General features: G+C 39.6%; 11 protein-coding genes. 8 read left to right on the top strand and 3 right to left on the bottom strand.

What is annotated here, in order from left to right:
• Nucleotides 1–49 precede the first annotated feature (49 nt).
• Together ACSAMO_RS06645 and mnmG are read left to right on the top strand one after the other, a co-directional pair.
• Nucleotides 50–955 carry a DUF624 domain-containing protein gene (locus tag ACSAMO_RS06645; RefSeq protein ID WP_412599305.1) on the top strand — a complete coding sequence of 302 codons (906 nt, stop codon included), beginning with the start codon at nt 50–52 and terminating at the stop codon, nt 953–955.
• A complete protein-coding gene (gene mnmG, locus ACSAMO_RS06640; RefSeq protein ID WP_499210072.1) occupies nt 955–2820 on the top strand; it encodes a tRNA uridine-5-carboxymethylaminomethyl(34) synthesis enzyme MnmG in 1866 nt (621 codons plus the stop codon). The genes ACSAMO_RS06645 and mnmG overlap by 1 nt, the downstream gene beginning before the upstream one ends.
• Nucleotides 2821–3081: 261 nt before the next feature.
• Here mnmG and ACSAMO_RS06635 read toward each other — a convergent pair whose 3' ends face one another.
• The 3 genes from ACSAMO_RS06635 to ACSAMO_RS06625 all read right to left on the bottom strand — a co-directional run bounded on the left by ACSAMO_RS06635 (nt 3082) and on the right by ACSAMO_RS06625 (nt 5666).
• Nucleotides 3082–3975: a glycerophosphodiester phosphodiesterase family protein gene (locus ACSAMO_RS06635; RefSeq protein WP_337599956.1), complete on the bottom strand. Its 894-nt coding sequence runs from the start codon at nt 3973–3975 to the stop codon at nt 3082–3084.
• A gap of 33 nt (nt 3976–4008) precedes the next feature.
• Complete coding sequence (locus tag ACSAMO_RS06630) at nt 4009–4551, bottom strand: manganese efflux pump MntP (protein ID WP_147513913.1); 543 nt, start codon at nt 4549–4551, stop codon at nt 4009–4011.
• A gap of 149 nt (nt 4552–4700) precedes the next feature.
• Entirely contained in the window at nt 4701–5666 is a 966-nt protein-coding gene (locus ACSAMO_RS06625) for a stalk domain-containing protein (protein WP_022230972.1), read from the bottom strand.
• A 177-nt stretch (nt 5667–5843) separates the two neighbouring features.
• On the opposite strand from ACSAMO_RS06625, the gene ACSAMO_RS06620 reads away from it, so the two are divergent.
• The 6 genes from ACSAMO_RS06620 to ACSAMO_RS06595 all read left to right on the top strand — a co-directional run bounded on the left by ACSAMO_RS06620 (nt 5844) and on the right by ACSAMO_RS06595 (nt 15483).
• Nucleotides 5844–6953: an aldo/keto reductase gene (locus ACSAMO_RS06620; protein ID WP_499210071.1), complete on the top strand. Its 1110-nt coding sequence runs from the start codon at nt 5844–5846 to the stop codon at nt 6951–6953.
• Nucleotides 6954–7342: 389 nt separating this feature from the next.
• Nucleotides 7343–8731, top strand: a complete 1389-nt coding sequence (locus ACSAMO_RS06615) for an MBOAT family O-acyltransferase (protein WP_499210070.1) — start codon at nt 7343–7345, stop codon at nt 8729–8731.
• 15 nt (nt 8732–8746) lie between these two features.
• On the top strand, nt 8747–9931 hold the full coding sequence (locus tag ACSAMO_RS06610) for a DHHW family protein (protein WP_499210069.1): 1185 nt from the start codon (nt 8747–8749) through the stop codon (nt 9929–9931).
• A gap of 107 nt (nt 9932–10038) precedes the next feature.
• A complete protein-coding gene (gene gnpA, locus ACSAMO_RS06605) occupies nt 10039–12180 on the top strand; it encodes a 1,3-beta-galactosyl-N-acetylhexosamine phosphorylase (protein ID WP_412613507.1) in 2142 nt (713 codons plus the stop codon).
• Nucleotides 12181–12243: 63 nt separating this feature from the next.
• Entirely contained in the window at nt 12244–13593 is a 1350-nt protein-coding gene (locus ACSAMO_RS06600; RefSeq protein ID WP_499210068.1) for an MATE family efflux transporter, read from the top strand.
• A 15-nt stretch (nt 13594–13608) separates the two neighbouring features.
• Nucleotides 13609–15483, top strand: a complete 1875-nt coding sequence (locus ACSAMO_RS06595; RefSeq protein WP_499210067.1) for a glycoside hydrolase family 53 protein — start codon at nt 13609–13611, stop codon at nt 15481–15483.
• Nucleotides 15484–15535 lie beyond the last annotated feature (52 nt).

Below are 15535 nucleotides of genomic sequence, written 5' to 3'. Positions count from 1 at the left end.
TATTTTATATGAATAAAAATTGTATTCAAATTTCGGAAGGAGAAAAAATATGGGAATTTTCGGCGGCGGTTATGATAAACCGGGTAAGGGAGTAGATAAGAATGAACCTAAAAAGAAAGGCTTTTTCTTGTTTTTTGATATTGTGATACGTAAGTTCACTAAATTTTTGGGTGCGAACTGTCTTTATGCGATAACGAGTATTATATGGATTGCGATTTTATATATTTTCGGCGGTATAGTTTTGAGCAGTACGCATATCGTTCAGAATGTTTCAGACACTATTATTTCACTTGGTACGGAATCAAGTGCGGAAAATGTGCAGGGAAGTATTATGATACTTATTCAGCTTGCTTTTTCAATCGGTGTGTTCACGTTTTGGGGTTCAGGTCCTGCAACGGCGGCTTATTCGTATATAACAAGATGTTTCACACGCGGTGAACATACTTGGGTTTTGAGTGACGGTGCGGACAAGTTTAAGGAAAACTTTAAACAGGGTATGGTAGTTGTGCTGATTGACGCGGTTTTGCTTGTGTTCGGACTTAATGCAATTCTTTTCTATCATTCGCTTTACGTTTCAACGGGCAGTATGCTTTGGATGATGTTGCTGTATGTTATGATACTCGTACTTGTTGTTTATACAATGATGCACCCGTATTTGTATCAAATTATGGTTACATTTAAATGTGGAATCGGCTCGCTTTATAAAAATGCGTTGCTTATAACACTTGCAAAATTACCGGGTAACTTTTTTACAACGCTTATAGGAGTACTTATATACGGTGCGTTGTTTACATTCGTTAATCCGCTTGCAGCGGCAATTATAGTAGTAGTTATCGGACTTTGCGTTACTTGCTATCCGCCGCAATTTTATGCTGCAAGAGTAATTGAACGCTCAATATTAAAGGATATGAAAGAAAAACAGCCTAAGGTTGAATATATCGGGGAGGAAGAATAATGGTTTTAGGTGAATATGATGTTGCCGTAATCGGAGGCGGTCACGCGGGCTGTGAGGCGGCTTTGGCGGCGGCAAGATTGGGTATGAAAACGATTATGTTTTCAATAAGCCTTGACGCAATAGGAAATCTTCCTTGTAACCCAAGTATAGGAGGTACGGCGAAAGGTCACCTTGTTCGTGAACTTGATGCACTCGGCGGTGAAATGGGTAAAGCGGCGGACGCTTCGTTTATACAGTCAAAAATGCTTAATAAAGGCAAAGGCCCTGCCGTACATTCGCTTAGAGCACAGATTGACAGAAAAAAGTATCACGTTGAAATGAAAAAACGTGTTGAAAATCAAGAGAATTTACAGGTTAAACAAGCGGAAATCGTAAATGTAATTACCGATGAAGATAATAATGTAACGGAAGTTGTAACACATACAGGCGTTGAATATAAGGTAAAAGCGGTTATTATTGCCAGCGGAACTTATTTAAAGGGTAAAATTCTTATCGGAAGTTATTCGCGTGAAAGCGGTCCTGACGGAATGTTCCCTGCAAATGAACTTTCGGAAAATCTTCGCAGATTGGGTATTGAATTAAAGCGATTTAAAACAGGTACTCCGGCAAGAGTGCACGCGGATACACTTGACTACAGTAAGATGGAGCTTGAGGAGGGTGACGAAAAAATCGTGCCATTCTCGTTTGAAACGGAGAATGTCGGCAAAAATCTTGTTCCTTGCTATCTTGTGTATACAAATGAAAAAACTCACCAAATTATACACGACAATCTCGGTCGTTCGGCAATGTACGGCGGTATGGTTGAGGGTATAGGTCCGCGATACTGTCCGTCTATCGAAGATAAGGTTGTGCGTTTTTCGGAAAAGCCAAGACATCAGCTTTTTATGGAGCCTATGGGAATTGATACAAAGGAAGTATATGCACAAGGCTTTTCAACGAGTATGCCTGAGGACGTACAGCTTGAAATGTATAGAAGTGTTGAGGGACTTGAAAATGTCGAAATTATGCGTCCTGCATATGCAATAGAATATGATTGCTGTGATCCGACTCAACTGTATGCAACGTTGGAATTTAAGAATGTACATGGACTTTACGGCGCAGGACAGTTTAACGGTACGTCCGGCTATGAGGAGGCGGCGTCACAAGGACTTATTGCCGGAATTAATGCGGCATTGAAACTTAAAAACGAAGAACCGCTTACATTAAAACGTTCGGACGGATATATCGGCACACTTATAGATGACCTTATAACAAAGGGTACAAACGAGCCGTACCGAATGATGACATCACGTTCGGAATACCGTTTGCTTTTAAGACAGGATAACGCAGATGAAAGACTTACTCCGTTCGGATATAAAATCGGTCTTATATCGGAAGAAAGATATAAAAAGTTCCTTGAAAAAATGGATATGGTTGAAAATGAAATTAAGCGTGTGACGTCGGTTATAGTACCGCCGAAAGATGCAAATCCGCTTTTGGAACAGTATAATTCGACCGCCGTTAAGACGGGAATACGTCTTAGCGATATGATAAAACGTCCAGAACTTGATTATGAAAAACTTGCACCTGTCGACCATAACCGTCCGACACTTCCGGACGCAGTTTGTGAACAGGTTGAAATTAAACTAAAGTATGACGGCTATATAAAAAGACAGATAGCACAGGTTGAGCAGTTTAAGAAAATGGAGGAAAAACTTCTTCCCGAAAATCAAGATTATTCTGATATACACGGCTTGCGATTGGAGGCAAGACAAAAATTGAATAAGATACAGCCAAAGTCACTTGGACAAGCGTCAAGAATTTCCGGTGTTTCACCGTCCGATATGTCGGTATTGATTGTATGGTTGGAATCACAAAAAAGATAACAAATAAAAAATGTGTGTCATTTGATATGACACACATTTTTAGATAGTAGGCAAAACAGTTATGGTTTTGCCTACTTTATTTTTGGGAGTTTGAGGTGCAACCTCATTAAAAATCATTTCTGGCGACCTGTGCGGCAGAAATGACTTAAAATCTAAAGTTTCGACTTTGGAGGAACTTTATGATTTTTTCTCAAAAAAATACTCAAAAATTACATCGAAGATGTGATTTTTGGAGCTGTCGACATTTTGTCGACAGGCTCACTACTCATTATCATTTACCATATGATTAATTCTTGCGGGGATTTCGTTTGTTACTATGAAGTCCACACCGTAATCAATGTATTTTTGTGCTGTTTCCGTGTCGTCAACGGACCATACACCGCAGAAAATATTTTGTTGATGGAGTATATCTATTGCGGCTTGATCTACTTGCGGATAGTTATACAAAATACCTCTGTTTTCGGATATTTCCGTAATACGTTCAAGATTATCCGTATACGGTGCAGGAGTGTAACCGATTGTCATAACAGGGATAATACTGTTTCTTGCACGAATTTCTTTTACATCATCAATCGCACCTGTGATTATACAATGCGTTTCAAGTCCGCTTGCTATGATTGTGTTTAGAAATGCATCGTAATTGGTGATATTTTTGATTTCGATAATCGGTACATTTCCGTATGTACTGCATATCGAAAGGTATTCTTCAAGAGTAGGTATTTTTAAGTTTTCGTTTGTGTCGAGATAATTTCCGTAGTCAATTTGGAACTGACTTAAATCGTCAAGCGTGTAGTCGGAAATAGCTCCCGAACCGTTTGTTGTTCTGTCAAGAGTGTCATCGTGCATACAGACGAATTGACCGTCACTTGTTTCGCAAATATCCGTTTCGATACCCCAAAAACCAATTTTACCGGCAAGCTCAAACGCCGGAATACTGTTTTCGGGCGCATAGTTTGAATATCCTCTGTGTGCGACAAAACGTTCCGTGCTGCCGCCTGAAAATACGGTTGATGTACCGCTTTCGGCTTGCTGTGCACTCGCCGGAGTGGCGATTGCGTCATTATTATCGGAAGAAGGAAAGAATTTTAACATAACAGCAGACACGGCAAAAAGAAGTACGGTAAGTATCCATAATTTGCGTCGTACATTGTACATATTAAAAACCTCCTTTCACGTCTGCTCGTTTATTTAGAATAATGATTTTATACCTATTATAATAAGAATAATTCCGCCGAGTATTTCTGCTTTGTCGCCAAGTTTCTCACCTGCTTTTGTACCGACAAATAATGCGATAAGACTTAGAACAAATGTAGTTACCGCAATAATCGGTGCGGACTGCCATATGTTTGCACTGTTTGCGGCAAACGAAACACCTACGGCGAATGCGTCAATGCTTGTTGCAACTGCTTGAACAAGTAATATCCAAAGCGTGAGCTTTTTCGGCTCGGTCTCTTCGTCTTTGGCAAGCCCCTCACGAATCATATTAATACCGATTATACCGAGAATAAGCAGTGAAATCGGTCCTGACCATTTTTCAATAAACGATGCGAAAAGACTTCCGAGAAAGAACCCTAAAATCGGCATTATTCCCTGAAAAAGCCCGAACAAAATCGGCATTGAAAGTTTTCTCAGCCCTGTCATATTCGTATAGACCATTGAACTTGCGATACAGACCGCAAAAGCGTCCATACTTAGTGCTATACCGATAAGCACTATTTCTGAAATTGACATTATGTATTCCCCCATAATTTAGCTTTGAATTTATATTATACTATATATTCTGCCTTTAATCAAGGCAATATTCAACAAAAAACTCGAAAAACACATAAAAAAAGCCGAGTTAATCGAATTAATCGGCTTTTTTTATGTGTTTGTAATTTTTAGTTTGTACGGATAACAACGGTTTGAGTATCTCCGTCCCAGTCAACGTCAAAGCCTACCATATCGGCAATGTCACGGATTTTGAAGTAAGTATTTCCGTTGATGTTGTAAGAAAGAACTTCTTTTTCTTCGCCGTCCACATAAACAGGGGCGGTGTTTTGGTCAACATTAAGTGCGGCTGAATGGTCGCTGTTAAGCTCGCCGCCGACTATTGTGTATTTAACTCCCGTTGAAATTGCGATAGCACTCAAATTCTCGTCCCACGCAACGTCAAAACGTGCATTTGTTGTACGAAGTACCATTGCAATATCACGAATTTTATAATAATTTGAGTCGTTTACGGAATAACCCGATACTTCAACGTCTATACCGTTTACGGATAGTTTTGCATTTGAATTTGTTGCGGTAAGCGTGTTGATCCCCTCGTATCTGTCGACAAAATCCTTGATTTTTGCTCTGTTCGGATAACCGTTTGTCAAAAAGTCGTTGCCGTACATATCAACGTAAGGAACGGTTTGATATGAGCTTACATATGATTTAAGTATTTTTTCTGTTGAGAAAGTCTGACCGTCAAACATAAGCTTGTAGAAGTTGATAACCGAAGAATAGCGCGGTACTTCACGACCGACAAATATGTATCTTCCGCCGTCTTGGTATACGGTGATGTCTGAAAGGCAAGTACCGATAATGTTGTTAGGAACATCAATATTTGAAATTGTATTGCCTTTCATAGTGAACGCGGCTGAAATACCTCCGTCCATACCGTCACGCATAACGAATGCCTCCGGTATACCGTTTCTGTCAAGATCGGTAAGAACTACTTGATTGTATGACGGATCTGAGGACATAATTTTCATAAGACGTGTAACGAATGCTTCACGCCAACTCTCTGCCGCAAATGTACTTGTTACGCAAAGCGTAAACATCATAGCAGTGGCAATTATCGCCGAAATAATCTTTTTCATTTTATTTTTCCTTTCATAATAAAAAGTGTTCAAGTTCTTTTTAAATATCTGTATTATACTAAAATTTTTTAGTGTTGTCAAATCTGACACTATTTTTACGAATATCGCTTGAATATTTGACTGTAATTTATTATACTAAAAGAAAAAGATAAATAAAAACAGAGAGAAGAAGATTATATGAAGTACAGAGAAATGGCGGGAGAGAAAATATCGGTATTGGGCTTCGGTTGTATGAGATTTCCGACAACGTCAAAAAATGCGGAAGACATTGATGCCGAAAAATCAGCAAAAATGCTTGAATACGCTATTGAAAACGGTGTGAACTATTTTGATACAGCGTATGTTTATCACGGCGGAAAAGGTGAAAGTTTTATAGGCGGAGTTTTAAAGCCGTATCATGACAAAATACATATTGCCACGAAATGTCCTACATGGGAAGTGAAGTGTGAGGAGGATTTCGACCGTTTGCTTAACGAACAGCTTGAAAGACTTCAAACCGATTATATTGATTTTTACCTTATGCATGCACTTGATAAGGACAGATTTAAGAATGTTGTCGAAAAATTCAATCTTATAGACAGGCTCAACAAGGCGAAAGCCGACGGCAAAATACGTCATATCGGTTTTTCGTTCCATGATGACGTTGAAACATTAAAAAAGATTATTGATGCAAATCCTAATTGGGAGTTTTGTCAGATACAGCTTAACTATATTAACGTAAAACATCAGGCGGGTCTTGAGGGACTTGAATATGCACATAAAAAAGGACTTGACGTGGTTATAATGGAACCGCTTTTGGGCGGTAAACTTGCGAACCCGTCACCGCAGGTCGCAAAAATGCTGTCTGACGAAAAGACGCCTGTTGAGTGGGCAATGGATTTCCTGTGGAACAGAGAAGAAGTATCACTTCTTTTGAGCGGTATGGGTGCAATGGAACAGGTGCAGTCAAATATAGACTATGCGGATAAAGCGGAAGTGGGTATGCTGACGGAAGAAAATCTTGATATGCTTGCAAAGACAAAAGAGGTATTTGACAAAATGGCACTTGTACCGTGTACAAAATGTGCGTACTGTATGCCTTGTCCGTTCGGACTTGACATACCTAAAACATTTGAGGCGTACAATGCAACCGCTTCACTCGGTACAGACAGAGCAAAGGCAATTTATGCAGAACTTAACAAGGGTGCGGACCAATGTAAGAAATGCAAAAAATGCGAAAAAGTCTGTCCGCAGAGTATTAAAATCAGTCACACAATGACCGAAATTGCAAAAATATTTGCGAAATAATTATAAAGGCTGTCTGATAAATTTCAGACAGCCTCAGCGTGTAGACAAAAGTGTCTACACGCTGGCAGAGGTCGAGAAAATAGTTCGGATTTTGCGAAAATGAACTCGTCGGCGTACGTTTGTACGTTAGAGTTTATTTTCGCAAAAAGTGCACAGGCAAGCCGTATATCGAAGATAGGCTTGCCTGTTGCTTTTTATAGCTATAAATTAAACTTTAAAATATAAAAATAATATATTGCACGTTCCGGACAATTTGTCGACAGTCTGAGGCTGTCTGATAAATTTCAGACAGCTTTTTCTTGTATGGAATTTATTATGCGATATTGACTTATACAACGGTAATGTAGTATAATCGTTTTTGTAATGAAAAAAACAGGAGGATTGTTCTTTTGGTATTTTCAAGTTTAATATTTATGTGCATATTTTTGCCGATAGTGCTGATTGCATATAATTTATCGAAAAATCTTACATATAAAAATACAGTACTGATTATCGCCTCGCTTTTTTTCTACGCGTGGGGTGAGCCGATATGGGTAGTACTTTTGATATTCAGTGCGTTTGTGGATTATATAAACGGACGTATAATTGATAAATACTATGCGAGGGCAGGTGCAACGATTGCACTTGTTTCGTCACTTGTGATAAATTTAGGCTTGCTTGCAATGTTTAAATATTCGGGATTTTTTATTGAAAACATCAACACGTTTTTACACACGTCAATCCCTAATCCGAATTTCAAACTGCCTATCGGAATATCGTTTTACACATTTCAAACGCTGTCGTATACGATAGATATGTACAGAGGAAAAACGCGAGTGCAAAAATCGTTTTTGGGATTTTTGGCATACGTTTCAATGTTTCCGCAGCTTGTCGCAGGACCTATTGTGCGGTACAGTACGGTTGCGAGCGAACTGAACAGCAGACGTGTTACGGCTGATGATTTTGCATACGGCGTAAAAAGATTTACCGCAGGTATGTGCAAAAAAGTAATGCTTGCAAACAGTTCGGGTGCGGTTGCGTCAATGGTGCTTGACAGTACAAGACTTACGGTTGCGTCATCATGGCTCGGAATAATAATGTATACATTTCAGATTTATTTCGATTTTTCGGGTTACAGTGATATGGCGATAGGCTTGGGAAGAATGTTGGGTTTTCACTTTGGTGAAAACTTTGAATATCCGTACATTTCAAGAAGTATAACCGAATTTTGGAGAAGGTGGCACATATCACTGTCAACATTTTTCAGAGATTACGTCTATATACCGCTCGGCGGTAACAGATATCACGCAATACGAAATATATTCATAGTATGGCTTTTAACCGGACTTTGGCACGGAGCAAGCTGGAATTTTATATTTTGGGGATTGTTTTACGGTGTACTTTTGTTTATTGAAAAAACACTGTTTAAAAAGAAACTTCAAAAAATTCCCGCTCCCATCTGCTATATATACACTATGTTCTTCGTAATACTCGGTTGGGCGCTGTTCTATTTTACGGACTTAAACGCACTTTGGACATTCATAAAGAGTGCGTTCGGTGTGGGTACGGCATTGTACGACTTGACGGCGGTGTCAACATTCTGTACGAATGCATGGCTTATTGCGGTTTGCGTAATAGCGTCAACTCCGATACCGACAATTATACACAAGAATTTCTGCAAAAAATCAAAGGTATTTGTGGCAATATCGGAGCCGATTTTGGTTATTGTCGGACTTGGAGTGTGCTTTGTTCTGCTTGTGGGACAAACATATAATCCGTTTTTGTATTTCAGATTTTAAGGAAAGGTGACGAATATGAGAAATAAGCTTACAATCGGTGCATTTCTTCTTATGTTGACAGCTTTTATCGTTGTACTCGCACTTCCGGCGGACGAGGAAAGTATAAAATCTGAAAACAGAGTGATGGCAACAATTCCGCCTGTAAATGAGGAAACAGTGTTTTCGGGTGAATTTGAAACAGGGTTTGAAAGTTTTATCGGGGATAATATCGCTTATCGTTCACAAATTACCGATTTTTCAAAAACGTTGGACGAAAAAAGAGGATTTGTACCGAAAACAGGTAAAATTATTTCCACAAATAAAGATATAGGAACGGGTACAACTCAAAAGCAAACTCTTCTTGTTGCGGATAACACTATTATGGAGATGTTTATAAGAAACGATAAAACAGAGCAGGAATATGCCGACGCGATAAATCGCTATGCCGAAAAACTTCCTGAAAATATAAAACTTTTCAGTATGGTAATTCCGACACAGCTTGAATTTAAAGAACCTATATATAAGAATTTGCAGGACAGTCAAAAGGATACGATAGACAGTATTTATTCAAAGCTTGACAGCAGGGTGGGTACTGTTGACGCATACGGTTTGCTGTCCGAACATTCAAATGAGTACACATATTTCAGAACCGACCACCACTGGACGCAACTCGGCGCGTATTACGGTTACAGTGCGTTTATGAATAAAGAGGGCGGACAAGCGGTAAATAAAGATGATTACGAAACGGGTAAGATACAAGGCGTACTCGGTTATCTTTATGACAGAGTAAGTTCAGATGTGGCGACAGAACCCGACACGATTGAATGGTACGACGTTGACTATGATAAGCATATCAAAACAACAATGTATGCAACCGACGAAAAAGGCGAAATGTATTCGTACAACGGTGTGATGTACGACAGAAGTAAAGCGAATTATAACTTTTTCTTCGGCAGTGACCATCCGATTGTCGAAATGACGAATGAGAAAAATCCTGACGGTAAAACGTTGGTTGTGCTTAAAGATTCGTATACAAACGTACTTGCACCATGGCTTATAGAAAGCTATAAAAATGTAATTCTTGTCGATCCGAGAATTTTTGACTGCGATTTTCAGATGATTTTGGATATGTATTCACCTGATGAGGTGCTTGTTGTGAATTATATTTTCACGACTGTTTTTTCGGATTATTGTAATTTGCTTGAAAATTTGTACGATTAACAAAGAAGCGGTTTCTTTTTATAAAGAATTACCGCTTTTTTCTTTACAATAACAATTCGTTATGATATAATTCTAATATTGAGAAAAAACAAAAAGGAGAGAATGAAATGGGTAAGACTAAAGGCGGTTTCACACTTCCGGGTGAAAGCGGTTATGAAAAGCTAACACTTGAAATGGCTGAAAAATGGGGTGCAGACGTAATCAGAGATTCTGACGGTACGGAATTGTCACCTGAAATTATAAATGCGGGTTACGGAATTTATTCTACAATTTGTATTATTCGTGACCATAACGAGTGGGCAAAGCAAAACACAGATAAATTACAGCAGTCATTCCTTATGACAAATCCTGTTGTTGCAGAAAGCGACAGTGTTAAGATTGACCTTATGAAGGACTTCTTTAACGAACAGTTCAAGATTAACGAGTCTGACGAATCAAAGGCATATTGGCAGGTATTCGACAGAACTACAAATGAAGAAGTTAAGGATTGGACATATGAAAACGGCGTTGTTACGGTAAATGGCGTAACACCTTGGCATAAGTACACAGTAAACTTCCTTGCATACAGAATTTGGGAAGAAATTTCAATGTACAATCATACAACAAATAATTGGGACAAGGAACATCTAATGCAGATTGATCCGAGATACCCTGAAACACAGCAATATATGCTTGATTGGATGAAGAACTGGTGCGAAACACACCCTGCAACAACAGTTGTTCGTTTCACATCAATGTTCTATAACTTCGTATGGATTTGGGGTTCAAACGAGAGAAACAGAGATTTATTCTCAGATTGGGCGTCATATGACTTTACGGTTTCTCCGCTTGCTCTAAAGGAATTTGAAAAGAAGTACGGTTATGCACTTACTTCAGAGGACTTCATCAATAAGGGCGAACTTCACGCTACACATATGACTTGTGACAAGAAAAAGCTTGATTGGATGGAATTCATCAATGATTTTGTTGTTGACTTCGGTAAAAAGCTTGTTGACCTTGTACATACATACGGTAAAAAAGCTTATGTATTCTATGATGACAGCTGGGTAGGCGTTGAGCCTTGGGGTAAGAGATTTAAGGACTTCGGCTTTGACGGCCTTATCAAGTGCGTATTCAACGGCTTTGAGGCAAGACTTTGTGCAGGCGTTGACGCAGTTGAAACTCACGAAATCAGACTTCACCCATATTTGTTCCCTGTAGGTCTTGGCGGTGCTCCTACATTTATGGAGGGCGGTAATCCTACACTTGAAGCAAAGGGATATTGGAAGAACGTAAGACGTGCACTTCTTCGTGCACCTATCGACAGGATCGGTCTTGGCGGTTACCTTTCATTGACATTGCCGTTCCCTGATTTCAACGACTATATCGAAAAGATTGCAGACGAATTCAGAGAAATAAAGGAATTCCATAAGGCAGGTAAGCCATACGTTTTAAAACCGAGAGTTGCCGTTCTTACATTCTGGGGCAGTCTGCGTTCATGGACTTGTGCAGGTCACTATCACGAACACCCTGAACTTGATCTTATAAACATTATCGAGGCTCTTTCAGGTATGCCGTTTGACGTTGAATTCATCAGCTTTGATGACCTAAAGAATAAGGGACTTGACAATTACGACGTTGTTATCAATGCCGGATTTGCAGGAAGCGCATGGTCAGGTGGAGAACAATGGAAAGACGAAAAGGTTGTTTCACTTCTTACAGAGTGGGTTAACAACGGCGGTGCATTCATCGGTGTAAACGAACCGTCTGCAACAGATGGTTACGATACATTCTTCCGTATGTCACACGTTCTTGGCGTAAGCGAAGATACAGGTGCAAGAATTTGTCACGGTAAGTATTCGTTTGACGTTGAAAACAACGGTGCGGTTGTAGACGGCACGGTTCTTGCAGGTAAAAACAAGGTTTATCTTGTTGACGGCGAAACAAAGGTGCTTGCAGCTGACGGAAATATGCCGACAGTTACAACTCATAAGTTCGGTAAAGGTACCGGTGTTTATATGTCAAGCTTTAAGCATGGCGAAGTTAATAACAGAACACTTCTTAACCTTATTCTTACTGCCGCAGGCGAAAGCACAGACCAAAAGTATTTGACAGATAACGTAAATACAGAGTGCTGCTATTATCCTGAAGGTAAACAGCTTGTTGTTATCAATAATGCGGATACAGAACAAACTGCAACAGTTAAGACTGACGCAGGTGATAAGACTGTAACACTTAGTGCATTTGATACACAGATAGTACAGCTGTAATAAAATAAAAACTAACGAGCTGTTAGAAATTAACAGCTCGTTTTGTATATTGAGGTGTATTTAATGGATAAAAATAATCAGCTTGAAACCGCACCTATAGGAAAACTTGTGTTTAAGCTTGCGATACCGACTGTTATGGCACAGCTTGTAAACTTGCTGTATAACATAGTTGACAGAATTTATGTCGGACGAATACCGGAGATAGGCTCACTTTCGCTTGCAGGATTGGGTGTTACGTTTCCTATAATATTGCTTGTTTCGGCATTTGCAATGCTTGCAGGTATGGGCGGTGCGTCAAGAGCGGCGGTAAGCATGGGTGAAAAAGACAACGACAAAGCAGAGAAAATACTCGGCAACTGTACAATGCTGCTTATAATATTTTCGGTAGTGCTGGCGGTTGTGTTTATGCTTACGAAAAATCAGATATTGATGAAATTCGGCGCAAGTGAGGCAACTTTGCCGTATGCGTCGGATTATATAAGCATATATCTTGTCGGTACGATATTTGTACAGATTGCGTTGGGACTGAATTTGTTTATAACAAATCAAGGCTTTGCAAAAACAAGTATGATGACCGTTTGCATAGGTGCGGTGCTGAATATTGTGCTTGACCCGATTTTTATATATGTGTTCGGAATGGGCGTAAAGGGTGCGGCGCTTGCAACGATAATTTCGCAAGGTGTATCGTGTTTGTGGGTGCTTAAATTTTTGACGGGTAAAAAGACCGTTTTGAAAATCAGACTTAAAAATCTTGTTTTGGACGGAAAAATCGTTACTTCGGTTTTGTCGCTCGGTGTGTCACCGTTTATAATGCAGGCAACGGAATGTTTAATTCAGCTTACATTCAACAACGGTATGCTTAAATACGGAAATGACCTGTATGTTGCATTGATGTCGATACTGTTCAGCTTAACACAGCTTATATGGATGCCGCTTAACGGTTTTTCGCAAGGCGCACAGCCGGTTATCGGATATAATTACGGTGCAAAGCGTTTTGACAGAGTGAAAAAAGCGTTTAAACTTCAATTTACGGTAAGTATATGTTTCTCGCTTTTTGCGGTTGCGCTTGTCGAAGTGTTCCCGACAGCGTTTTTGAAGATGTTCACAAATGACCAAGAGCTTATAGATATAGGTATAAACGCAACTCGTCTTTTCCTTGCAGGTATGTCTGTGATGGGTGCACAGTGTGCATGTCAGCAGACATTTTTGGCGTTGGGCGAGGCGAAAATATCAATGTTTCTTGCGTGCCTTAGAAAAATTATACTTTTGTTTCCGCTTGCACTTATACTTCCGAATATCGCAAATATGGGAGTGTGGGGATTGCTTTTGGCGGAGCCGGTAAGTGATGTCGTTGCGGCAAGCTGTACAACGATAATGTTTACAATAAGAAGCAGAAAAATATTAAAACAATAAAAAGGAGTGTGCTGTATGAAAAAGATATTAATGGTTATAGCGGCGGTTGCTGTCTTACAGACTGCGGTATATGCACAAAGCATTGATTTCAGCGGTGACGTTACGGGCGGTAAAAGCGTTGAAGTAACTAATCTTGAAAACGGATATTATGACCTTACGGCAGTATGTAAAAATACTTCGGAGGAGGGTGTGTCGTATTTGTACGGAGTATCGGACGGATACACTGCGGCAAGTACGGTTTTACCTGTTTCGGCTGACGGTGTTAAGGTTACCGTAAGAGGAATTGAAGTTGAAAACGGTAAATGCACAATCGGCGTTGGTACTGACGGAAACGGCGTGATTGCAATATCGGACGTTGATCTTGTTAAGACGGACAAGCAAAACGGCTTTATACAAGGCGGCGATATGACCGAAGTTGATTATATCGAAAGCCTTGGCGGTGAATATAAAGACAGTGACGGAAACAAGGTTGACCCGTTTGAATTTTTGTCGCAGAACGGTATGAATATGGCGAGAATACGTCTTAGCAATACACCGGGCAAGGGTACAGGTGACGGAGTGTATTATCTTCCGAGTGGTTTTCAGGACGAAGAAGATTGTCTGAAGCTTGCAAAGCGTGCAAAGGACGCAGGTATAGGAATACAGTTCACGTTTAATTATTCCGATTATTGGTCGAACGGCTCAAGACAGATTATTCCGTCCGAATGGGTTAAGCAGATTAAAGACGAGCTTGGCTATGACGTTAAGAATGCTGACTTTCTAAACTCAATGACAAGTGAACAAAGAGAGGAAATTCAAGATAAACTTGCGGAAATAGTATACAACTATACATATGATATTATGTCAAAGTTAAAGGCACAGGGGACTGTTCCGGAATATGTTTCGCTTGGCAATGAAATTCGCGGCGGAATGTTATTTCCGTTCGGCAACACATATGATGCAAGTATGAACAGAGATAGATTTGAACTTGTATTCGGTGACGATAAAAACGCAGATGAAGATATAAAATGCCCAAAAGATTGGGAAGGGCTTGTTAAGTTTATCAATGCCGGATATGACGCGGTAAAGGCGGTGTCGGAGGACTCAAAGGTTATAATTCACCTTGACGACGGTTCAAAGTCAAACAAATTCACATATTTCTTTGATGAACTTGACAAACTCGGTGCAAAGTATGACGTAATCGGTGCGTCATATTATCCTGCATGGACGGACAACAATGCGGAAGCCTGTAAGGAATTTTGTAATGAAATTTCAAAGAAGTACGACAAAGACATTATGATTATGGAAACAGGTTTTAATTGGAACGAAACAAGAAAAGACGGTTATGCGGGACAGTTAAAGGATTCAGATGTGTATAAGGACATTTATCCGCCGACAATGGCAGGACATAAAAATTTTATGGCAGAACTTTTCAACGAATTAAAAAGCGTTGACGATAACAGATGTCTGGGTGTGCTTTATTGGGACCCTTGTATGATTCACGTCGAAGATAAAGATAATAAAAATGCGTCTTTGTCGGGTTGGGCTGTAAAGGAAAGTGACGATAAGACAGACGTTAACGTTGTCGAAAACACAACGCTTTTCGATTTTGACGGAAAAGCTATTCCATCGGTTGACGTATATAAACATTCTTCAAGCAGTAAGGAAGAAGTCAATATTCAAACTATAAGTGATGAAAAGAATGTCAAAACACGAATTGAAAACAATACCGACAGTACGAACAAGGTAAGTGTTATTGTAATCGGTTATGACGAAAACAATGTCATAAACAGTGTACAAAACGTGTCAAAAGAAGTAAACGCAAATACGGCAGAGATCGTTTCGGTAAATCTGCCGCAAGGTAAATATGCGGTTTATGTGTGGAATGGCAGCCGATTAATTAAAAAATAAACAACAACACTCAAAAAGGACGTTTTTAAAACGTCTTTTTTGTTTTGTATAA

It is taken from the genome of Ructibacterium sp. SJQ-7 (assembly GCF_054696575.1).
This window is presented reverse-complemented; position numbering and strand designations above follow the sequence as displayed.